This window comes from Sphingomicrobium sp. XHP0239, from assembly GCF_039555325.1.
Classification (GTDB): Bacteria; Pseudomonadota; Alphaproteobacteria; order Sphingomonadales; family Sphingomonadaceae; genus Sphingomicrobium; species Sphingomicrobium maritimum.
This window is the reverse complement of sequence record NZ_CP154608.1, coordinates 1,969,879-1,991,761: the sequence shown is the minus strand read 5'-3', so window position 1 is coordinate 1,991,761 and position 21,883 is coordinate 1,969,879. Positions and strand designations below refer to the sequence as shown.

Annotated in this window: 22 protein-coding genes; 12 read left to right on the top strand and 10 right to left on the bottom strand. The window is 66.0% G+C overall.

Translation table 11 applies throughout. The features are described from left to right. Positions 1–29: 29 nt before the first annotated feature. On the top strand, positions 30–1,202 hold the full coding sequence (locus WJT74_RS10055; RefSeq protein ID WP_343344364.1) for a phospholipase D-like domain-containing protein: 1,173 nt from the start codon (positions 30–32) through the stop codon (positions 1,200–1,202). Further along, a complete protein-coding gene (locus WJT74_RS10050; protein WP_343344362.1) occupies positions 1,199–2,494 on the top strand; it encodes an MFS transporter in 1,296 nt (431 codons plus the stop codon). Before WJT74_RS10055 ends, WJT74_RS10050 begins: the two co-directional genes overlap by 4 nt. Here the strand turns inward: WJT74_RS10050 and WJT74_RS10045 are convergent, their stop codons facing one another. The 3 genes from WJT74_RS10045 to WJT74_RS10035 all read right to left on the bottom strand — a co-directional run bounded on the left by WJT74_RS10045 (position 2,495) and on the right by WJT74_RS10035 (position 6,250). Further along, positions 2,495–4,816 carry a CDC48 family AAA ATPase gene (locus WJT74_RS10045; protein ID WP_343344360.1) on the bottom strand — a complete coding sequence of 774 codons (2,322 nt, stop codon included), beginning with the start codon at positions 4,814–4,816 and terminating at the stop codon, positions 2,495–2,497. A gap of 212 nt (positions 4,817–5,028) precedes the next feature. Further along, positions 5,029–5,796: an SDR family NAD(P)-dependent oxidoreductase gene (locus WJT74_RS10040; protein WP_343344358.1), complete on the bottom strand. Its 768-nt coding sequence runs from the start codon at positions 5,794–5,796 to the stop codon at positions 5,029–5,031. Positions 5,797–5,800: 4 nt separating this feature from the next. After that, positions 5,801–6,250, bottom strand: a complete 450-nt coding sequence (locus WJT74_RS10035) for a peptidylprolyl isomerase (protein WP_343344355.1) — start codon at positions 6,248–6,250, stop codon at positions 5,801–5,803. Positions 6,251–6,370: 120 nt separating this feature from the next. On the opposite strand from WJT74_RS10035, the gene mgtE reads away from it, so the two are divergent. Together mgtE and WJT74_RS10025 are read left to right on the top strand one after the other, a co-directional pair. Beyond that, positions 6,371–7,753: a magnesium transporter gene (gene mgtE, locus WJT74_RS10030; RefSeq protein WP_343344353.1), complete on the top strand. Its 1,383-nt coding sequence runs from the start codon at positions 6,371–6,373 to the stop codon at positions 7,751–7,753. 51 nt (positions 7,754–7,804) lie between these two features. Continuing rightward, positions 7,805–8,200 (top strand): DUF1489 family protein, encoded by a 396-nt coding sequence (locus WJT74_RS10025; protein ID WP_343344351.1) that lies wholly within the window; start codon positions 7,805–7,807, stop codon positions 8,198–8,200. A 6-nt stretch (positions 8,201–8,206) separates the two neighbouring features. Here the strand turns inward: WJT74_RS10025 and WJT74_RS10020 are convergent, their stop codons facing one another. From WJT74_RS10020 to dinB, 5 genes are all read right to left on the bottom strand, one after another. Then, entirely contained in the window at positions 8,207–8,920 is a 714-nt protein-coding gene (locus WJT74_RS10020; RefSeq protein WP_343344348.1) for a GIN domain-containing protein, read from the bottom strand. A gap of 45 nt (positions 8,921–8,965) precedes the next feature. Continuing rightward, on the bottom strand, positions 8,966–9,634 hold the full coding sequence (locus tag WJT74_RS10015) for a GIN domain-containing protein (RefSeq protein WP_343344345.1): 669 nt from the start codon (positions 9,632–9,634) through the stop codon (positions 8,966–8,968). A gap of 13 nt (positions 9,635–9,647) precedes the next feature. Next, positions 9,648–10,364 carry a head GIN domain-containing protein gene (locus WJT74_RS10010; RefSeq protein WP_343344342.1) on the bottom strand — a complete coding sequence of 239 codons (717 nt, stop codon included), beginning with the start codon at positions 10,362–10,364 and terminating at the stop codon, positions 9,648–9,650. A gap of 191 nt (positions 10,365–10,555) precedes the next feature. Beyond that, the gene (locus tag WJT74_RS10005; RefSeq protein ID WP_343344340.1) at positions 10,556–11,089 is read right to left on the bottom strand and encodes a CarD family transcriptional regulator; all 534 of its coding nucleotides are present in this window, start codon (positions 11,087–11,089) and stop codon (positions 10,556–10,558) included. 150 nt (positions 11,090–11,239) lie between these two features. Then, positions 11,240–12,361 (bottom strand): DNA polymerase IV, encoded by a 1,122-nt coding sequence (dinB, locus tag WJT74_RS10000; protein WP_343344337.1) that lies wholly within the window; start codon positions 12,359–12,361, stop codon positions 11,240–11,242. A gap of 93 nt (positions 12,362–12,454) precedes the next feature. On the opposite strand from dinB, the gene sucC reads away from it, so the two are divergent. Genes sucC through WJT74_RS09980 form a run of 4 tightly spaced genes read left to right on the top strand, consistent with a single transcriptional unit; the run spans position 12,455 to position 16,275 of the window. Beyond that, a complete protein-coding gene (gene sucC / locus WJT74_RS09995) occupies positions 12,455–13,651 on the top strand; it encodes an ADP-forming succinate--CoA ligase subunit beta (RefSeq protein WP_343344334.1) in 1,197 nt (398 codons plus the stop codon). Beyond that, entirely contained in the window at positions 13,648–14,388 is a 741-nt protein-coding gene (locus WJT74_RS09990; protein ID WP_343344331.1) for a metallophosphoesterase family protein, read from the top strand. Before sucC ends, WJT74_RS09990 begins: the two co-directional genes overlap by 4 nt. Then, positions 14,385–15,374 (top strand): ATP-grasp domain-containing protein, encoded by a 990-nt coding sequence (locus tag WJT74_RS09985; RefSeq protein ID WP_343344329.1) that lies wholly within the window; start codon positions 14,385–14,387, stop codon positions 15,372–15,374. Before WJT74_RS09990 ends, WJT74_RS09985 begins: the two co-directional genes overlap by 4 nt. Continuing rightward, complete coding sequence (locus WJT74_RS09980; RefSeq protein WP_343344328.1) at positions 15,367–16,275, top strand: NAD-dependent epimerase/dehydratase family protein; 909 nt, start codon at positions 15,367–15,369, stop codon at positions 16,273–16,275. Before WJT74_RS09985 ends, WJT74_RS09980 begins: the two co-directional genes overlap by 8 nt. Here WJT74_RS09980 and WJT74_RS09975 read toward each other — a convergent pair. Beyond that, on the bottom strand, positions 16,272–16,892 hold the full coding sequence (locus tag WJT74_RS09975; RefSeq protein ID WP_343344327.1) for an exopolysaccharide biosynthesis protein: 621 nt from the start codon (positions 16,890–16,892) through the stop codon (positions 16,272–16,274). The two genes, WJT74_RS09980 and WJT74_RS09975, sit on opposite strands and share 4 nt — an antisense overlap. Positions 16,893–17,018: 126 nt before the next feature. Between WJT74_RS09975 and WJT74_RS09970 the strand changes: the two genes are divergently transcribed. From WJT74_RS09970 to WJT74_RS09960, 3 genes are read left to right on the top strand one after another with little or no spacing between them, the layout of a single operon-like run. Further along, the gene (locus WJT74_RS09970; RefSeq protein WP_343344325.1) at positions 17,019–17,765 is read left to right on the top strand and encodes an electron transfer flavoprotein subunit beta/FixA family protein; all 747 of its coding nucleotides are present in this window, start codon (positions 17,019–17,021) and stop codon (positions 17,763–17,765) included. After that, on the top strand, positions 17,765–18,694 hold the full coding sequence (locus tag WJT74_RS09965) for an electron transfer flavoprotein subunit alpha/FixB family protein (protein WP_343344323.1): 930 nt from the start codon (positions 17,765–17,767) through the stop codon (positions 18,692–18,694). Before WJT74_RS09970 ends, WJT74_RS09965 begins: the two co-directional genes overlap by 1 nt. Positions 18,695–18,736: 42 nt before the next feature. Next, positions 18,737–19,732, top strand: coding sequence for a cupin-like domain-containing protein (locus WJT74_RS09960; protein ID WP_343344321.1), 996 nt, complete (start codon positions 18,737–18,739; stop codon positions 19,730–19,732). Between the two features lie 4 nt (positions 19,733–19,736). Here the strand turns inward: WJT74_RS09960 and nhaA are convergent, their stop codons facing one another. Further along, a complete protein-coding gene (gene nhaA / locus WJT74_RS09955; protein ID WP_343344319.1) occupies positions 19,737–20,993 on the bottom strand; it encodes a Na+/H+ antiporter NhaA in 1,257 nt (418 codons plus the stop codon). A gap of 116 nt (positions 20,994–21,109) precedes the next feature. Between nhaA and WJT74_RS09950 the strand changes: the two genes are divergently transcribed. Continuing rightward, positions 21,110–21,883, top strand: coding sequence for a flavodoxin family protein (locus WJT74_RS09950; protein ID WP_343344317.1), 774 nt, complete (start codon positions 21,110–21,112; stop codon positions 21,881–21,883).

Here is a 21,883-nt window from a genome sequence, read left to right as displayed (position 1 = left end):
CACGCTTGCGAAAGGGCGGATCGCGCCCCATGAAACGGCGCATGGCGCCCGATCTGACCTTCACCGTCGACGCAAACGAGATGGCGCTCTACGCGTCCGGCGACGCGCGAAAGGCCCTTATTCTCGATTGGATCGACCGGGCGCAGACCACGCTTGACCTGCTGTTCTACGATCTGGCCGACGATGCCAGCGGCACGGCCATTCGCGATGCGCTGGCCCGGGCGGCGGAGCGGGGGGTGCGCGTGCGGCTGGTGATCGACGGCTTTGGCCTGCGCGATCTGGAAGACGAGGACGCGTTTTTCGCACCGATCCGCGCGGCGGGTGGGACCACGTTGGTCTTCAACGCGCGGTTCGGACGCCGCTACCTCATTCGCAACCACCAGAAGATCTTCATCGCCGACGGCGAGCGCGCAATCATCGGCGGCGCGAACCTGTGCGACGATTATCTCGGCGATCACGATACCGCCTGGCGCGATCTGTGGTTGAGCATCGAGGGCGACGCCACGCGCCCGCTGGCCGACTATTTCGAGGACGTTCTCGGCTGGATGAAGACGAACAAGGCGCACCTGCGCCGCCTGTCGGACATCGTGGCGCGGCACAGTACCACGCGCGGTCCGCTCCAATGGCAGTTTTCGGCGCCGTGGCCGCGCCACACGCCGTGGCCGGGCGGCCTGATCCGCGATTTCTGGGATGCGAGGCACGTCGAGCTGGTGATGGCTTATTTCTCGCCTTCGGGCGCCTTTCTTCGGCGGCTCGAGCGCGTGTCGCGCGACGGGGGTACGGTGAAGCTGCTGGTGCCGGCCAAGTCCGACAATACGACCACCATCGCGGCGGCGCGGCACAGCTATCACCAGTTGATGGCGGCGGGCGTGACGATCCACGAATATGAAAAGACGAAGATGCACACCAAGCTCGCGGTCGTCGACGACGTCGTGCATATCGGCAGCTCGAACTTCGATTTCCGCAGCCTGTTCGTGAACATGGAAGTCATGCTCCGGATCGAGGACGCGGACGCGGCGACGAAGATGCGTGGCTGGATTGCGGACGAACGGCGCGATGCGCGGGCCATCACGCCGGAGGTTCAGGCGCAGCGGGACACCTTTTGGGCGCGGACGCGCTGGGCCATCTCCAACTTCCTCGTCACTTGGCTCGACTATACCGTCAGCCGGCGCCTGAACCTGCCTCTGGGCGGAGGCGAGTGAACGCGGCGACCCCGTTCGGCAAGGTGGCGGGTAGCGCCCTGACCAGCCGCCAGTTCATTCTCCTGTACGCGGCCATGCTGGTGGCGGCGGCGGGAAATACGGCGCTTCAGTCGGTCATGCCCGCGATCGGTCGCGCGATCGGGATTCCCGACGTCGTGGTCGCGCTGACCTTTACGGTGTCGGCAGCGATGTGGGTGTTCTTCGCCCCGCGCTGGGCGAGCCTCAGCGATACGCGGGGGCGAAAGCCGCTCATCCTGCTGGGGGTCGGCGCTGGGTTCACGGTGTCGACACTGCTGTGCGGGATCGTGCTGTTCGCCGGGCTGAACGGCTGGATGGGTGCCTATCTCACCTTCGCGGTCTTCGCCTTGGCGCGGGCCTTCTACGGCATCTTCGGATGCGCGACGCCGAGCGCGACGCAGGCCTATCTCGCCAGCCGGACGCGGCGCGGGTCGCGGGTCGATGCGATCGCCGGACTGTCGTCGAGTTTCTCGCTGGGGACGATCGTCGGGCCCGCGTTGGCGCCGTTGTTCGTGCTGCCTCTTCTCGGACTGTCCGGCCCGCTGTTCGTCTTCGCCGCGTTCGGTGCCGTCGTCATGATCGCTGTGTGGGCGATGCTCCCCAACGATCTGGGCCCGCGCCGAGGACCCCGACGGGGGCAGGGCGCCGCCATGAGCTATCCCAGCCTCGCCACCGCCCCCACGGGGGCGAGCGTCCGGGCGGCGACCAACCCGCGATCGAAGATGCGCTGGTCCGACCCGCGCATCCGCGGCTGGATCACCGCCGGGGTGGCGACCAACCATGCGATGGCGGGCATCCTCACGATCATGGGCTTCTTCACCATCGACCGGCTGGGGCTGGAGCCGGTGGGGGCGGAACAGGAGATCGCGCTGGTGATGCTGGCCGGGGCGGCGGCCACGCTGGCGGCGCAATGGGGGCTGATCCCGCGCCTGCGGCTGGCTCCGCGCGCGTTGATGGTCTGGGGATCGCTGATTGCCGCGGTCGGCCTCCTCGGAACGATGGTGGCGAGTAGCCTCTACGGCATCGTGCTGGGGTTCGCGCTTACCAATATCGGGTTTGGCTTCACCCGTCCCGGTTTTACCGCGGGGGCGAGCCTGGCGGTCGGGCTCGACGAACAGGGCGGCGTCGCGGGAATCGTGACCAGCGCCAACGGCCTCGCCTTCGTCGCGGCGCCGACCATCGGCATCCTGCTCTACGGCGCGGCGGCGTGGCTTCCGTTCGCCATCGCCACCGCGCTCCTGATCGTCATGGCGCTGTGGTGCCGGCGCCTCTGATCATTCTTCCTCGCCGTCCGGATCGCGGCCGTCCCGCGGCTCGAGCATTCCGGGCGAAATGAAGCCGATCGTGGGTTCGGGCTTCAGCGCATCCTGCTTCAGATTGTCGCGAATCTTCTTGTACTGATCGAGCATCTTCTGCGTGACCGAGGGGCGCGTCTCCTTAAGCGCATTGTCGAAGTCCTCCTTCGTGACCAGCGCCTGGTCCATGTCGCGACGCATGGCGATGAGACCCGCACGGCGCGTGAGGTCTTCCAGATCCGCGCCGGTGAAGCGCTTGGCCCGATTGGCCAGATCCTCCAGATCGACATCGTCGGCTAGCGGCATGTTCTCGGTATGGATCTTGAGGATCTGCAACCGTCCCTCGCGCGCCGGCGGACCGACGTAGATCAGTTCGTCGAAGCGGCCAGGGCGCAGCAGCGCCGGATCGATAAGATTGGGCCGGTTGGTCGCGCCGATGACGACGACGTTGTTCATCTCCTCGAGCCCGTCCATTTCCGACAGGATCGTGTTTACCACCCGCTCGGTAACCGCCGGTTCGCCGCTGCCACCGCGACCGCGAGCGGGGACGAGGCTGTCGAGTTCGTCGATGAAGATGACGGTCGGGGCGACCTGGCGCGCGCGGCTGAACAGACGCGCGATCTGCTGCTCGCTCTCGCCATACCACTTGCTGAGCAGGTCACTCGATTTGGTGGCGATGAAATTGGCTTCGGATTCGCGCGCGGTCGCCTTGGCCAGCAAGGTCTTGCCGGTTCCGGGCGGTCCGTAGAGCAGGAAGCCGCGCGCCGGACGGATGCCGAGGCGGCGAAAGGCGTCGGGATGCTTAAGGGGGAGCTCGACGCCCTCCTTGAGCTTGTCGCGCGATTCATCGAGGCCGCCGATGTCGTCCCATCCGATCGAGGGCATCTGCACCATCACTTCGCGCATCGCGCTCGGCTGCACGCGCTTCAGCGCGTCCCGGAAATCGTCGGCGGTGACGGCCAGCGTCTCGAGGATTTCGTCGGGGATAACGTCCTCGTCGAGGTTGAGTTTGGGCATGATCCGCCGAACGCTTTCGAGCGCCGCTTCGCGCGTCAGGCTGGCGATGTCGGCGCCAACGAACCCGTAGGTGCGGCGCGACAGGCGGTCGAGATCGACATCCTCTGCCAGCGGCATGCCACGGGTATGGATGCCGAAGATCTCGCGCCGCCCACGCTCGTCAGGCACGCCGATGACGATCTCGCGGTCGAAGCGGCCGGGGCGGCGCAGAGCGGGATCGATGGCATCGGGCCGGTTCGTGGCGGCGATGACCACGAGGTTCGCCCGCGGCTCCAACCCGTCCATCAGCGTGAGCAGCTGGGCGACGAGGCGCTTTTCCGCCTCGCCCTTCACATCGTCGCGTTTGGGCGCGATCGAATCGATCTCGTCGATGAAGACGATGCTCGGCGCGGCCTTTGCGGCCTGTTCGAAGAGTTCGCGCAGTTTCTTTTCGGATTCGCCATAGGCGGCGCCCATGACTTCGGGCCCAGCGATGTGGAAGAATTCGGCATCGCTCTCGTTGGCGACCGCGCGGGCCAGCATGGTCTTTCCGGTACCGGGGGGGCCATGCAGCAACACGCCCTTCGGCGGGTCGACGCCAAGGCGCTGGAACAGTTCGGGGTGACGAAGGGGAAGCTCGACCATCTCGCGCAGCGCGTCGATGGTATTCGTCATCCCGCCGAGATCGTCGTAGGTGACCGCCGGCCGCTCGCCGTCGCGGACCTTTTCGCCCGCGGGAACAAGGTCGATCTCGGTGTCGGCATCGATATGGACGATGCCTTCGGGCTTGGTCGCGACGACCTTGAGGCGGATTTCCTGCAATGCGAAGGCGGGTGCCTGCAGCAGCTGCCGGATATTCTCTGGCATATCCATGTTTACGCGCTGGTGGCCCGCGGTGGCGACGAGATCGCCCTTGAGGATCGGCGCGCCGAAGAAGCTGCGCTTCAGCGCGTCGGTCGAGCCCTGGAGGCGCACGTTCTGCTGCGCGGGGGCGAAAGTGACCTTTTTGGCAGGCTTGGACTGCGCCTTCTGGACATTGACGAAGTCACCCGACCCCACGCCCGCATTCGAGCGCTGAAGCCCGTCGAGGCGCACGATGTCGAGGCCCTTGTCGTCCTTGTAAGGGCGGATCGCGCGGGCGGGAGTCATGCGCTTGCCCGTCACTGCGATCACGTCGCCATCGGAAAGGCCCAGTGCCTCCATCACGGATACGGGAAGGCGGGCGAGGCCCCGGCCCGAATCGGCGGGTGGCAGGTTGGCAACCTGGACGCGGGCGGCTTTGGTCTGGGTTTCGGCGTCGGCCAAGATAAACTCCTGATAAGATCTCATCGCCCCCAATGCAGGACGATCCTTCAAGGTTCACTTGGGGTCGCTGCCCACCAAATAAAGAGGGCAAAGAAATAGGGCCCGACCGAATGAACGACCGGGCCCCGTCAGGAGAGGATGTCGGACCAGTGGCCCGACGCAACCTTTATCGCACTGCACCATGATTTGTGCAAGCGCGAAATACCCGGGCGTTATTTCTTCAACAGTTTGGTGATCCGCCGCATCGCCGCTCGTGGCAGGAACCGACTGGAATTGGCGGAAATCTTGTTGATGGCGCCGGGCACGACGACGGCCTTGTTGGCGTCGAGACCCCGGATCCCCGCATCGACCACTTCGGCGGCCTGCTGCGAGACGGTGTCCATCGCTTTCTGCATCGCCTTTGAAGCCTCGAACCCGGCGACCTCGCCGAATTCAGTCCGAGTCGCACCCGGACACAGGCAGCTGACCTTCACGCCCTTCTCGCGCACCTCTTCGTGGAGCGCTTCCGAAAAACTCAGGACATAGGCCTTAGTCGCGAAATAGACCGCCATCCCGGGACCCGGCTGGAAGGCGGCGACCGAGGCGACGTTGAGGATTTCGCCGGACTGCGCGGCCTTCATCGGTTGCAGGACGCCATGCGCAAGCTCGGTCAGCACGCCGCAGTTGAGATCGACCATCGCCCGCTGCTGCGTACCGTCGAGCTTTGCGAAACGCCCGACGAGGCCGAACCCCGCATTGTTGATCAACCGCGCGACCGTCTCCCCGTTCGTGCGGATATCGTCGAGAAGGCGGGCGGCGGCGCCGGGCTCGCTCAAGTCCATCGCGACCGACCGGGCATTGCCCAGTTCGGCGGCCAGTTCCTCGATCCGGTCCTGCCGACGCGCCACGAGCACGAGCCTGTCGCCGCGTTCGGCATAGCGCCGCGCGAACTCGGCGCCGAGCCCGGCGCTCGCTCCGGTGACGAGCGTGACCGGAGTCACGGTCCTAGGAAACCGTCGCTTTCTCGATCTTGCCGGGGTTGGGCACCGGTTCGCCCGTCGGAAGGGCATCGACATGTTCCATGCCGCTCTGAACCTCGCCCCAGACGGTGTACTGGTTGTCGAGGAATCCGGCCTCGCCGAAGCAGATGAAGAACTGGCTGTTCGCGCTGTTCGGATCGGCGGTACGCGCCATCGAGCAGGTACCACGGGCGTGATGGTGATCGTTGAACTCGGCGGGCAGGTCGGGAAGGTCGCTGCCGCCCGTGCCCTTGCCGGTCGGATCGCCCCCCTGCGCCATGAAGCCGGGGATGACGCGGTGGAAGACCACGCCGTCGTAGAATCCGTCCTTCGCCAGCTTGGTGATGCGTTCGACATGCTTGGGCGCGATGTCGGGCAGCAGTTTGATGACGACGTCGCCGCCGGTCGAAAGTGTGAGGGTGAGGGTGTCAGCCATGAAAGCCTCCTGTTGTTTCGTTCGCGGCCGTGCATAGGGGGCCAGCGCCGCTTGCGCCACCCGCCGCGTAGGGCGATAGGGGGGCAGGTTCGAGACCGGGACGAGGGGAGGGACGGGATGATGAGCGAGACCAACACGCTCGACGACGACCTCGTCCACGATGCCGAGGACCGGCTGCGCCCCGATTTCGTCCGCGAGGTCGTCGACGACGTTCGGGAGGGGCGGCTGGCAGAAGCCTGCGCGCTGGTCGCCGAACTGCATCCCGCCGACCGTGCCGACCTCATCGAACTGGCCGAGCCCGAAGATCGCTCCGCACTGATCGGGGCGCTGGGCAACCTCCTCGACGCCGACGTCTATGCCGAGATGAACGAGCATGTCCGCGAGCTGGTCGTCGAGGAAATGGATCCGGGGCAGGCCGCCGAGCTGACCGGCGACATGGATACCGACGATGCGGTCGCGCTGCTCGAGGATCTCGACGAACCCGACCAGCGCGCGATCCTCGACGCGATGGAGCCCGACGACCGCGCCGCGGTCGAGGAAGCGCTGTCCTATCCCGAGGAAAGCGCCGGGCGCATCATGCAGCGCGATCTTATCGCGGTGCCCGAGCATTGGAACGTGGGTCAGGTCATCGATTTTATGCGATCCGACACCGAACTGGCGGACGATTTCTGGGAAGTGTTCGTGGTCGGACCGGCGCATCGCCCCGTCGGCACAACCAAGCTGTCGACGCTGCTGCGCACCAAGCGCGACGTGCCGATCACCGCCATCATGCAGGAAGAACAGACGCTGATCCCGGTCGACATGGACCAGGAGGAGGTGGCGCTGCGCTTCCAGAAATACGCGCTGATCTCCGCCGCGGTCGTCGACGGCGGCGGGCGGCTCGTCGGGATGGTGACGGTCGACGACATCGTCCACATCATCGAGGAAGAGGCGAGCGAGGACGCGCTGCTCCTGTCGGGCGCGGGCGACGGCGACATCAACGAGCCGGTGGCCGAGGCGTATCGCGACCGCGTCCGCTGGCTGATCGCCAATCTCGGTACCGCACTGCTCGCGACCTTCGTGATCGCGCAGTTCGAAGGGACGATCGCCCGGCTGGCGATCCTCGCCGCGCTGATGCCGATCGTCGCGGCGCTGGGTGGCAATGCGGGGACGCAGGCGCTGGCGGTCACGGTGCGTGCGTTGGCGACCAACCAGCTGACCGGATCGAACCGGGCCCGGGCGATCCGGCGCGAATTCCTCGTCGCCTTGCTCAACGGGCTGACGATCGCGTTCATTCTCGGCATCGGCGTCGGACTGATCCTCGACCCGATGATGGGAGCGGTGATCGCGGTGGCGATCCTGTTCAACATCATCGTCGCGGGGCTTGCGGGTGTGCTGGTGCCCGTCGCGCTCGACCGACTAGGCGCCGATCCCGCGGTGGCGTCGAGCGTCTTCGTGACGACGGTGACCGATACGATCGGCTTTCTCGCGTTTCTGGGCCTGGCGAGCGCGGTCCTGCTCTAAGCGGTTGAAAGCCTTGGCGCCGCGCGCCATTTTGGCCGCGTGACCGATTGCGTGCACCTCACCAAAGTCGCCTATGGCGTGAAGACGCTGCCGACGCTGGAAAAGCGGCTGGCGGGCCGCGCACGCGGGGGCGAGGTGCGGATCGTGACCAAGCGTCGCCCCGTGCGCCATGCCGAAGTGGCGAACGGCGGACGGCTGCACTGGATCGTCAAGCACCGTATCGTCGCGCGGTCCAAGGTGCTGCGGTTCGAGGAACGATCGGACGGCCGATGGGACATCATCATCGCCGCAAAACTCGAGGGCTGTGCCGCCTTTCCCAAGCGCGCGCACCAAGGATGGCGTTACCTCGAGGCGAAGGACGCACCGGGAACCGAGGACGACGGTTCGGGGATCGGCGACCTGCCCCCGCGCCTTTACGGCAAGCTGGCGGGGCTGGGTCTGGTCTGACCGAAGTCAGCGACCGGGCGCGCAGCCGGTCAGGACGGTCGGACCCGACAGGCGCGTGACGCAGGCCGGAGCCCCGTCCAGCGCGATCGTGCCCGCGCCGATGCTGTCGATCTCGGCGGTTTCGGCCACACCCAGTTCGACATAGCCCGGTCCATCGACGCCCAGCGTCAGTTGTTCGATATCGAGCCCCGCGCCGCGCAACGACGAGACGCCGCGAACCACGACGGTGCCGCTTTCCACCCGCCCGGCGATCTCGGCACTGGCCGCGCCGTTGAGCAGAAGCTCGAAATTGTCCGCCTCCAGCGCCCCGATCCGCAGTCGTCCGGCACCATTGACCGACGCATCGAATTCGAGCCCCTCGACCCGGTCGATGTCGAGCGTGCCCGATCCGTTGACCCAGGCCTGGCTGAGACGCGGCGTCCCCACTTCGATCGTAACGGGACCGGGGGCCTCGCTGCGGCGGCGATTGTTCACCGATTGGCGGATCACCAGCGTGCGGCCATTCAGATCGATGGTCAGCCCGTCCATGTCGGCGGCCCTGCCCTTGGCACGGGCGAAGGGCGAGACGCCCGTGACCATCGTGACCGACAGCCCGCCCTCGACCCGGACGCGATCGTAGCTGGTGACCGAATAGTTGCGTTCGATCGGCTGGCTGAAGATCTGCGCTTGCGCGGGCGACACGAAGGCAAACAGGGCGAGGAGGGAGGCGATGATTCTCATGACCCTCCTCATGCGGCCGATATGGTTAACGAAGAAACAAGACGATCAGCCGTGCTGGATCGCTCCGGCGAGGTTCGACAGATCGGCCCGACCGGCCCCCTTCTTGATGAGTTGCCCTTCGCCGACCGATCCTGAGAATCGCGACGAACCCGCGCCGTCGATGACGCCCCTCAGCGATGGCCCCTCGATCCCGTCGATGGAGAGCGATCCCGCCCCCTCCTTGCTCACCATGATGTCGCGGTGGCTGACGAGCGCGCCGATTTCCAGCTTCCCGCTTCCCGACTTGATGATCTTGGCCGAGCCCGCGCGTACATCTTCGACGTGCACGCGGCCGGCGTCATTTGCGAAGATTTGAACGTCCTCGGCCTCCATCTGGGCGACGATCACGGTTGCAGCATGACTTGTGGCGATCTCGACCAGGCGCGGCAGGGTGATGGCGATATCGACGCCGTGCCCGGGATTGTACGACCAACCGGCGCCCTCGCGCCAGCCAATGATCGCGCGTCCATCGATCGAGATGATCTGCAGGTCATCGAGCATTGTCGCGGGTCCCGAGACCTCGATCCGCTGCGTATCGCCCTGTTTGACGTCGACGACGATCGAACCGCTGACGATCAGCTTCTCGAAGGGGGCTCGTTCGACCGTGCGGTGATCCTGCGGCCCCGCATCACGCGCGGGTTCGCGTCCGTCCGGCTGCTCACTCGTTCCGACCATGCTCGATGCTATCTCAGCTGCATTCGACGCTGCCGGCGCCCGAGGTACCGATGTCGCAGTCCGCGCCGCCGGTGATGGTGACGTCGCCCGCGCCCGACACGCCGCCGGTTGCCTTGCCGGTCACGTTGGCGCGGATCGAGCCGGCGCCGCTGGCGCGCAGGTCCGCATTCTCGGCAGTCAGCTCGGCGCCGTTGAACTCGCCCGCGCCCGACATGCCGACGCGAAGATTGCGGGTCGTTCCGCGAGCATTGAGCTCGCCGGCTCCCGAAAGGGCGAGGAGCAGATCGTCGGTCGTGACATCGGCGATATCGATCTCGCCCGCGCCCGACAGCTCGCCCGAAAAGCGTTCGGTCTCGATCCGATCGATCTGGATATCGCTCGCACCCGAGGCAGCAACTTCTTTCAGCATCGGCACGCGGATCGCGATGTCGACGTCGTCGTTGCCGCGCCAGTTCCACGAAGAACGCTCCTGGCGAATGCGCAGAAGGTCGCCCTCTACCTCGACGATCATGTCATCGAGGATGTTTTCGGGCCCCTCGATCGTCACGCCGGGTTCGTTGCCGGTGGTGACGATGACGTCGTAATTGCCCCCCACGCTCAGCCGTTCGAAGGCGGCGACCTGTTCGACCCGGGTGGTCATGGCACCGCCATCCTCGCCGGACGTTCCCACGCACGACGTGATGGCGCCCGGCAGAAGCGCGGCGGCGAGCAACGGAAGCTTGATCATCATGGTCCCCTTTTACTGTGTTGCCGCCTTAATACAGGAGGGAGGTCCTAGAGGCAAGTTCCGGCCGCTTCCGTTCGACGAACGGCGCTGCGGAGCGCACGAAAAAGGCCCGACCGTCGCCGGCCGGGCCTCGTTGGTGATTCATTGGGAATACTCTCGCTTCGCAGGAAGCGTCGACCGTTCCCCAGACGTTTCTAGGCTTCCTCTTTCTCCGCGTTCCAGATCTTCGCGGCGGCGTCGAGCACCTTGAGGATCTTCTTCAGCGCGGTCGGCTCGTCGGTCTTTTCCATCGCCGCCAGCTCGCGAGCGAGACGGCTCGAGGCCGCTTCGAAGATCTGCCGCTCCGAATAGCTCTGCTCGGGCTGGTCGTCGGCGCGGAACAGGTCGCGGGTCACTTCGGCGATCAGGATGAGATCGCCCGAATTGATCTTGGCCTCATATTCCTGCGCGCGGCGCGACCACATGGTGCGCTTGACCTTGGGCTTGGACTTCAGCGTTTCCATCGCGTCCTTCATGGCCTTGTCGCTCGACAGCTTTCGCATGCCGGTGCTCTCGGCCTTTCCGACGGGGACGCGAAGGGTCATCTTCTCTTTTTCGAAGCGCAGGACATACAGTTCGAGCTGGGTACCGGCGATCTCGGTCGACTGGATTTCGGTGACCTTGCCGACACCATGCTTGGGGTAGACGACATAATCGCCGACATCGAACGTGAGAGCCTTGCTCGCCATATACTATCTCCGAGTTGAAAAGTGCGCCTGAAATCCCCGGTCGACCTGCCCCCCAATTCGGCGGATCGATGATGTGGCGCGTTGGGTGTTCCTATGAAAGCGCCGCCGGGGCTGCCGACGGCTCATCGTGACGATTATATAACAGAAATCCTACTCGAATTCCAGTCCCAGTTGCACCTCGCGACTTTCCTGCTCGCTCAGCGGCGAGGAAAGTCCCAGCCCGAGGAGGCGAACACCCTTGGGAAGCGGGAACAGCGCCGTCAGCAGCGAACGCCCCGCCTCGTGAAAGAGCGAGGCTTCGGTCACGGCATGCGGGAAGCTGCGGGCGCGGGTGATGATCTCGAAATCGGCATATTTGACCTTGAGCGTCACGGTGCGCCCGACGAAGCGCGCCCGATCGATACGCTCCCAGGCGATGCCGCTGACCCGGTCGAGTTCGGCGAGCAGTTCTTTCTGGTCACTCACATCCCGGCCGAACGTGCGCTCCGCACTGCAGCTCTTGCGGGTCCGTTCGGAACGGACGGGCCGCGTGTCGATTCCGCGGGCGATCCGGTAGTACCATTCGGCGCTCGATCCGAAGCGCGCCCGTAGCTCCTCGTACTTCCAGCCGGCAAGGTCGGCGCCCGTATGGATGCCGAGGCGGTTCATCCTCTCCGCGGTCTTGGGGCCGACGCCGTGAAAGCGTTTGACGGGCAGGCTCTGGACGAAGGCGGGCCCCTTCGACGGCGGAATGACGCACAGGCCGTCGGGCTTGTTCTGGTCGCTCGCCAGCTTGGCGATGAACTTGCAGTAGGACACGCCCGCGCTTGCGGTGAGGTTCGTCTCCGCCATGATGCGCGCACGAATGTCCTCGGCGATCGCGCGGCCGCTGCCCAATCCGAGCGGATCGTCGGTCACGTCGAGAAATGCCTCGTCGAGGCTCAGCGGCTGTACCTCGCTCGCGTGGACGGCGAAGATCTCGCGAATCTGCCGAGACACCTCGCGATAGACGTCGAATCGCGATTTGACGAAGATGAGATCGGGGCATTTGCGCTTGGCGGTCACGCTGGGCATCGCCGAACGCACGCCATATTCGCGCGCCTCGTAGCTCGCCGCCGCTACCACCCCGCGCCCCGACGATCCGCCGACCGCCACCGGCTTGCCGCGAAGGCTCGGATCGTCGCGCTGTTCGACGCTCGCGAAGAAGGCGTCCATATCGACATGGATCACCTTGCGCCCGTCGGCACCGGGTTCGGGAAGGTCGGTCGGGTCGAAGGCGGTCGGGGGAATCACTCGGCCCCCCTTGTAGCGGGTTTTCCGCGCCGCCGTGATATGCTTTAGGCGCGGGCGAGACCTTTCATTCGATCGACAGGAAGCCCCCGTCCCATGAACATCCACGAATATCAGGCCAAGGAAGTCCTCAAGGAATATGGCGCGCCGGTCCCCGACGGCCACCCCGCGATGAGCGTCGCCGAAGCGGTCGAGGCCGCCAAGCGCCTCCCCGGTCCGCTGTGGATCGTGAAGGCGCAAATCCATGCCGGCGGCCGCGGCAAGGGCCATTTCAAGGAACTGCCCGAAGGCTCCAAGGGCGGCGTCCGGCTGGCCCGGTCGATCGAGGAAGTCGAAGCGGCGGCAAAGGACATGCTCGGCAATACGCTCGTCACCGTCCAGACCGGCGACGAGGGCAAGGAAGTCCAGCGGCTCTACGTCACCGACGGCGTCGATATCGACAAGGAATTCTACCTCGCGATGCTGGTCGACCGTGCGTCGGGCCAGATCGCCGTGGTCGCCAGCCCCGAGGGCGGCATGGACATCGAGGCGGTCGCGCACGACACGCCCGAGAAGGTCCACACCATCCTGATCGACCCCGCCACCGGCCTGATGCCGCACCATGGCCGCAGCGTCGCCAACGCACTCGGCCTCGAGGGCGGGCTCGCCAAGCAGGCGGCCAAGGTCACCGCGGCGCTCTACAAGGCGTTCCTCGGTACCGATGCCAGCCAGATCGAGATCAACCCGCTCGCCGTGTCGGGCGATCAGCTGATGGTGCTCGACGCAAAGGTCGGGTTCGACGGCAATGCCATGTTCCGCCACAAGGACATCGAGGAGCTGCGCGATCTCACCGAGGAAGACCCGATGGAAGTCGAGGCGTCGAAGTACGACCTCGCTTACATCAAGCTCGATGGCGACATCGGCTGCATGGTCAACGGCGCGGGCCTCGCGATGGCGACGATGGACATCATTAAGCTGAACGGCGCCTTCCCCGCCAATTTCCTCGACGTCGGCGGCGGCGCGTCGAAGGAAAAGGTCACCGCGGCCTTCAAGATCATCCTGTCCGATCCGGCCGTGAAGGGCGTGCTCGTCAACATCTTCGGCGGCATCATGCGCTGCGATACGATCGCCGAGGGCATCGTCGCGGCGGCCAAGGAAGTCGATCTCGACGTGCCGCTGGTCGTGCGCCTCGAAGGCACCAAGGTCGCCGAGGGCAAGGAAGTCCTCGCCAATTCGGGTCTGCCGATCATCGCGGCGGACGATCTGGGCGACGCGGCGCAGAAGATCGTGGCGCAGGTCAAAGAAGCGGCGTGAGCGCCCCGTCGCAACGGATCGCGATCCTGAGCGACATTCACGCGCTGGCGACCACCTTCCGCGCCGCGCTCGATGCGGCGGTGGACGAGGGGTTCGACCGGATGGTCATCCTCGGCGACCTCCTGGGCTACGGCCCCGAGGTCGCCGAGACGCTCGAACTGGCCCAGGAGGCGCAGGAACGGCACGATGCGGTGCTGATCCTCGGCAATCACGACCAGCTCTATCTCGACCTCGACGAGGGGCGTGACGACTATCTCGACGGGCTTCCCGACTGGATCGTCGAACAGGCGCTCTGGACACGGCAACAGTTAGGTGGACGCCACCTGTCCGATGGTCTCGACTGGTCGCGCGAGGTGCAGATCCAACAGGTGCTGATCGCGCACGCCAATCCCTACAGCTACGGCGACTGGACCTATTTGCGCGACGAGGCATCGGCGCGTGCGGCAGCGGCGACGCTGGACGAGCGGGGCTTTTCCGCCGGGATCTTCGGTCATGTGCATCGGCATCGCGACTATGCCTTCGACGGCCTGCCGCGCGTGGTGACGGTCGGGTCGATCGGGCAGCCGCGGACCGCGGGCCGATCGGTGCCGCAATGGGCGATGGCGACGATCGGGGACGGCGTTTTCGAGGTCGCGCCTCGCCCGGTCGCGTTCGATGCCGCCCTGTATGCGTCGATGCTCGCCAGAACCTCGCTGTCGGCATCGACGCGCGCCAAGCTGGAAAGCTTTTTCGCATGATCACCGTGCTCGTCACCGGCGCGGGCGCGTTGCTCGGGCAGGGCATCATCCGTTCGTTGAAGCGCGGGACGCTCGACGTGAAGATCGTCGCCGTCGATCCCTCGCCGCTCGCCCCCGCGCTCTACTGGGTCGACGAGGCCTATGGCGTCCCGATGGCGAACGACGCCGATTATCTGCCACGCCTTCGCGAAGTGATCGGGCGGTGCGGCGCGGACGTGCTCATTCCCGGAACCGACGTCGAACTCGAAATCCTCAGCGAAGCGCGCGCCGTCATCGAGGCCGAACAGGACTGCAAGGTGCTGGTTTCCAGCCCCGAGGTCGTGCGCATCGCCGACGACAAATATGCCACCGCTGCCTTCTTCCGCGATGCCGGCTTCGATTATCCGGGATCGGCCAAGGGAGAGGATGGTGCCGAAATCGACGCGCTCGTCGAGAAGGTCGGCTTTCCGTTGATCGTCAAACCGCGCGTCGGCGCGCGCTCGATTGGTGTGTCGAGGGTAACCGACCGCGCGCAGCTCGACCGGGCGCTCGACGGGCGCGAGGGGCTGGTGGTGCAGGAATGCGTCGGTGGGGACGAGGCGGAATATACCGCCAGCGCGCTGGTGTTCGATGGGCAGCCGACCGTGTCGGTGGTGATGCGGCGCGACCTTCGCGACGGCAATACCTATCGTGCCTTCACCGAACCGTTCGACGAGCTGCATGGGCTGACGCGGCGGTGGGGCGAGGCGCTCGGCCCCTACGGACCCGCCAATTTCCAGTTCCGGCTCGACGCCGAGGGACGGGCCAAGGTGTTCGAGATCAACGGGCGCTTTTCGGGCACCACGCCGCTGCGGCAGCTGGTCGGTTTCGACGAGGTGGAAATGTGTCTGCGGCATCTCGTACTGGGCGAGGATCTGACGCAGCCCGTGATCGAGGAAGCGGCGATCCTGCGCCACTGGTCGGAGACGAAAGTCTCCTACGACGATCTCGATCGCTTCGATGGCTGAACGCGGCACGGTCGCCCTGACCGGCGCGACGGGCTTCGTCGGGCGGCGGCTGGTCCGCGCGCTGGCGGAGCGGGGCACGCCGATGCGTTTTCTCGTCCGCCATCCCGCCGCCGATCTTCCGGCCGAGGGAGAGCGGGTGGTCTGCGACCTCGATGCCGACACGCCGGTCTCGCCCGACCTGTTCGAAGGATGCGACGCGTTCGTCCACCTCGCCGCGCGGCTTCCTGCCCGCGCGGGGGAGATCGAGGAAGCGGAGCAGTGCTGGCGCGTCAACGCGCTCGGCACGTTGCGGCTGGTCGATGCCGCGATCGCGGCGGGGGTACACCGGATCGTGCAGACGGGGTCGGCCAACGCCTATCGCCACACGCTCGACCGGGCCGACGAGGAGGCTCCGCTCGAAGCGGGGACGCGCGGGGCCTATTATCTCGCCAGCAAGATCGCGCAGGAAAGCTACGCCGCCGCCCGCGTCGCGCAGTCCGATGCCGCTCTCGTCACGCTGCGTCTATCGTCGGTCTATGGTGCCGGGGAAGGCGGGGGGTTGCTGCGCACGATGGCGCGGCGGCTGCTGGCGGGCGAGCCGGTCGAGATGGTCAACGGCGGGCGGTTCGCGGCGGATTTCGTCCATGTCGACGACGTCGTGACCGCGCTGCTGCTGGCGCTGGACGGCAGGGTGGTGGGACCCGTCAATGTCGCATCGGGAGAGCGCCGGACGTTGCGCGAGGCGATCGACCTTCTGGTGGGGGCCACCGGCGCCGACCCCGCGCTCGTCGAGGCGGTGACGCGCGACGACGATCCTCCGGGTCTTCCGGGGATCGATATCGCGCGGGCACGGTCGCTGGGGTTCGACCCGAGGGGACTGGACGCGGGGATCGAGCGGTTGGTGAGCGCCCTGCGCTCCTAGCCGCCGCCCCCCATCAGCAGCTGGCTGAGCCCGAACCCGACCGCCGCCAGTCCGACGCTGACGCTGACCAAGAGCAGGATCCCGTCGCGCACCAGAAGCGCCAGGCCGATGAAGACGATCGCCAGCATCGGGCCGGCACTGGCGAAAGGCAGGAATTCGAGCGGGGGCACCGCGAAGCACAGAAGCAGGATGACGACCGCGGCGAGCTTGATGAAGACGCCACGGGTCAGCTTTCGCAATCTCTTGTGGAACCAGCTGTCCATCCGTTCGGCGACGGGTTCGACCTTTTCGGCGGCCTTCTTGAGCTTGTCGCCGTTGATCTCGCGATTCTCGAGCAGTCCGGGGATCCAGATATGCTCCTTGCCAATCAGCATCTGCACCGCGAAGATCGCGATGGTGATGGCCAGCAGGGTCGGGACGCCGGGGATCGCGCCGATCGGACTGATTTCGAGCAGCGCGGGGACGATCATGAAGGGCGCATAGGTGCGCGTGCCGAACGCGTCGGCCATGTCGCCGACCGATACCTCGCCCTTTTCCTCGCCGACCTTCTCGAGACAATCGAGAATGTCGGCGATCGAGTGGACTTCGAAGTCGCCGTCGCCTGTGTGCGTGCTCATGCAGGCCCCAACGGCGGGGGCGCGCGATTCGTTGCGGCCCCGGGCCCTTACGGAACTTTGCCCATTTGACGCGCGCTTCTGGGACACGCATATCGCCCCCGCATTCGATTAGGAGAATTGAGGCCCATGAAGCTGCTCGTCGCCGTCAAACGGGTGATCGACTATAACGTCAAGCCGCGCATCAAGTCCGATGGCAGCGGCGTCGATCTCGCCAACGTTAAGATGTCCATGAACCCGTTCGACGAGATCGCGGTCGAGGAGGCGGTACGGCTGAAGGAAGCGGGCAAGGCAGACGAGATCGTCGCCGTGTCGATCGGACCGGCAAAGGCGCAGGAAACGCTCCGCACCGCGCTGGCGATGGGCGCCGATCGCGCGATCCTGGTCGAGACGGACGAGAATGTGGAGCCGCTTGGCGTCGCCAAGCTGCTGCAGAAGATCGTGGCGGACGAAAGCCCCGACCTCGTCGTGCTGGGCAAGCAGGCGATCGACGACGACACTAACGCCACGGGCCAGATGCTCGCCGCTTTGCTCGACTGGCCACAGGGCACGTTCGCGTCCAAGGTCGATGCCGAGGGCGAAGGCCTCGAGGTGACGCGCGAAGTCGACGGCGGGCTGGAGACGGTCAAGCTGACGCTGCCCGCGGTGGTCACCACCGACCTTCGGCTGAACGAGCCGCGCTACGCCTCGCTGCCCAATATCATGAAGGCCAAGAAGAAGCCGCTCGAGACCAAGACCCCCGAGGATTACGGGGTCGACGTGTCGCGGCGGCTGACGATCACCAACGTCGCCGAACCGCCCAAGCGCGAGGCGGGGGAGAAGGTCGAGAGCGTCGATGCGATCGTCGCCAAGCTTAAAGAAATGGGAGTGGCCTAATGAAGTCGCTGGTTTACGTCGAACATGATGGCGCCGCCGTTTCGGATGCCACGCTGAGCGCGGTCACCGCTGCGAAGAAGCTGGGCGATGTCGATCTGCTGGTCGTCGGCGAGAACGTCGGTCCGGTGGGCGAAGCCGCCGCCAAGATCGACGGCGTGGGCACGGTCCATGTCGCCGACGGGGCGCATCTCAAGCATCAGCTGGCCGAGGACGTCGCGCCGCTGATCGCGGGCGCGATGGACGGCTACGACGCCTTCCTCGCCGCCGCCACGACCACGGGCAAGAACATCGCGCCGCGCGTCGCGGCCAAGCTCGACGTGTCGCCGATCAGCGACATCATCGCGGTCGAGGGCGACAAGAGCTTCAAGCGGCCGATCTATGCCGGCAATGCCATCGCCACGGTCGACAGCGCGGACGAGAAACTCGTCATCACTGTGCGCGGCACGGCCTTCGAGAAGGCCGCCGCCGAGGGCGGTTCGGGCAGCGTCGCCGCGCTAGATGCCGGATCGGCCAGCGGAAAGTCCGACTTCGTCAGCGCGACCGAGAGCGAGGGCGATCGTCCCGACCTCACCAGTGCGGGCGTGGTCGTGTCGGGCGGACGCGCGTTCGGAAGCGAGGAGAAGTTCCACGAACTGCTCGATCCGCTTGCCGACAAGCTGGACGCCGCCATCGGCGCGAGCCGCGCGGCGGTCGATGCGGGCTATGCCCCCAACGACTACCAGGTCGGCCAGACGGGCAAGATCGTGGCGCCGGAAGTCTATATCGCCATCGGTATTTCGGGCGCGATCCAGCACCTTGCGGGCATGAAGGATTCCAAGGTCATCATCGCCATCAACAAGGACGAGGAAGCCCCGATCTTCCAGGTGGCGGACATCGGCTATGTCGGGGATCTGTTCGAAGCGGTGCCCGAACTGACCGAGAAGCTCTAAAGGTCATCGAATTGCCACGGGGGAATTGCTACATTCCCCCGCATGGCAAACGTCAAAGAGATCATTTCGGAAAGCCTGCTCGACGGCGTCGGCGAGGCGGACGTTCGCGCGCGGCTGGTCGCGGCAGGCGTATCGCCCGCCAAAGCGGACTACGAGATCAAGCGGCTCGAGAAGGACCCCTATGCCGCGGCGCTGATCAAGGCGTCGCGCCGGATGGCGAAGCGCGACTGGACGCTCGGCATCTATGGTAAGCTGGCGGCGCAGCGGGGGGACGGGCTGTCGATCGCGGTCGAGGACCGCATCGATCCGCAGCGTTTCCACGACGCTTATTATACCGCCAATCTGCCGGTGAAGCTGACCGGGCTGGTCGACGATTGGGCCGCGCTCGAGAAATGGGACCTCGACTATCTTGATACGGTCGTCGGCGATCGCACGGTCGAGGTGCAGGAACGGCGCGAGAGTGCGGCGGACTACGAACTCGACAAGGAGCGGCACCGCAGCAGCGCCCCGATGCGGTCCATCACGCAGCGGCTGCGCGATCTGGGCGAGGAGGGGGCGAGTAACGATTTCTACGTCACCGCCTACAACGATCGCGGCAACAACGTTTCGCTCGCGCCGTTGTGGAAGGACCTCGGCCCGGTCTCGATCCTCGAACCGACGGGCGGGAACGACGGCTTCTTCTGGCTGGGACCCAAGGGCACGCTCACGCCGTTCCACCACGATCTCACCAACAATCTGCTGGTGCAGGTGAAGGGCCGCAAGACGGTGCGGATGGTGCCGAGCTGGGAAGTCGGACGGATGCGCAACTATATCCACTGCTTTTCAAGCCGCGAGCCCGCCGACTGGGATGCCGTGGCGCAGGATCCCGATCTGCCGCCGCTGCTGGAAACGGTGATCGGGCCTGGCGAGGCGATCTTCCTGCCGATCGGCTGGTGGCACCATGTCGAGGCGCTCGACCGCTCGATCTCGATGAGCTTCACGAACTTTCGCGCCGACAACGATTTCGTGTCGAGCTACCCCGCCGACACGCGCTTCTGAAGGCTCAGCCGCCGACGCCCTTGCCGGCGTCGCTCCTAACCGGATCGTCGTCCGGCGTGTCGTCCGCGACGAAGATGTCGTCTGCACGGTCGACGTCCTCCGCCCGGCTGGCGGTCGGGGGCGTGAAGCGAAGCACGGCATAGCCCACCAGTGCACTGAGCAGCGAGCCCGCCAGCGTGCCGATCTTGGCCGCGTCGACGAGGTCGGGACGGTCGGGAAAGGCCAGCGCGCCGATGAACAGGCTCATCGTGAAGCCGATGCCGCACAGGCAGGCGGCGCCGTAGATCTGGGTCCAGCGGGTACCGCGCGGACGCTTGGCGAGCCCGAACTTGCACGCCGCCCAGATTGCCCCGAACACGCCGATCTGCTTGCCGACGAACAGGCCGAGCATGATGCCGAGCGGGAGCGGCTGGAATAGCGCGCCGATGCTGCCGGGCAGTTCCACACCCGCGGCGACGAAACCGAAGATCGGGACAACGCCGAACATCACCCAGGGGTGGATGTCATGTTCCAGCTGCCGCAGCGGTGATTTCTTCTCGCCCGTGCCGAGCGGGATGGTGAGCGCCGCGAGAACGCCCGCGATGGTCGCGTGCACGCCGCTGGCGAGGACGAGATACCAGAGGATGGCGAAGCCGATCAGATACCAGAGCAGCCGCCGGACGCCGTAGAGCGCCATCGTCGACATGACCGCAACGACCGCCAGCGCGCCGCCCAGTGCGTAGGTGTTGAGTTCGGCGGTGTAGAAGAGCGCGATGATCAGCACCGCGCCGATGTCGTCGACGATCGCGATCGTGACGAGCAGGAGCTTGATCGATGCGGGTGCGTAGCGACCGAGGATCGCCAGCACGCCGATCGCGAAGGCGATGTCGGTAGCGGCGGGGATCGCCCAGCCGCTGATGCGGTCGGGGTCGAACCCGACGACGACGCTGTACACCAAGGCGGGGATCGCCATGCCGCCGATCGCGGCGATGATCGGCAATCGCCGCGCCTGGCTGTCGGCGAGGCGGCCCTCGAACCATTCGCGTTTGACCTCCAGCCCGACCAGCAGGAAGAAGATCGCCATCAGCCCGTCGACCACCCAATATTCGACGCTGAATACGCCGAAGCGCGGCCAACTGGGTCCGAACTTGAACTCGAGAAGGCTCTCGTAGGCCTCCGCGAGCGGCGAGTTTGCCGCGATGAGCGCGAGCAGCGCCGCGCCGATCAGCGCCAGTCCGGCGCGCTTCTCTTCCTGCTGAACCTGTTGCGGGGTCTTGGCCATGCGCAGGGTGATAGCCAGAGCGCGGGCGCCAAGTCGACCGTCATCTGTCGTTTTTCGACACTTTTTGTGCGCTCGCAACGTTGGCGACACGCCATTCCACCATGAGGAACGATCCGATGAGCAAGTTGAGCGACACGCAGGCGGAGATCTGCGCCGGGGCGAAGAGCGATTTTTCGGGGCTGAAGGCGGTGCTGGTGAACGCCACGCTGAAACCGCCCTCGGCCGACAGCCATACCGACACCCTGCTCGACGTGGTCGACGAAATCTTCACGCGCCAGGAGGTGAGCGTCGATCGGCTGCGGCTGTCCGAGCATTTGCTGGCGCCCGGCGTCTATGCCGACATGACCGAACATGGATGGGAGCGGGACGACTGGCCCAAGATCTGCGACCGGGTGATCGGGGCGGACATCCTGGTCCTGGGGACGCCGATCTGGCTGGGCGAGAAAAGCTCGCTCGCGCAGGCGTTCATCGAGAAGCTCTATGCCCATTCGGGGCAGACCAACGACAAGGGCCAGTATCTTTTCTATGGCAAGGTCGGGGGCGTCGTGGTCACGGGGAACGAGGACGGCATCAAGCACGTCGCGTCGGGCTGCCTCTACGCGATGAGCCATGTCGGCTACACGGTTCCGCCGCAGGCCGATTGCGGCTGGATCGGCGAGGCGGGGCCGGGGCCGAGCTACGGCGACGAGAAAGAGGACGGTGAGGAGCGTGTCGGATTCGACAATGTCTTCACGCAGCGCAACACGACCTTCATGGCGTTCAACCTGCTGCACCTGGCGCGGATGCTGAAGGATGCCGGCGGTATCCCCGCCGAGGGCAATGTTCGGGAAGAGTGGGACGACGGATCCAAGCCCGGCTGGCCCAACCCCGAACATCGCCGGGACGACTAG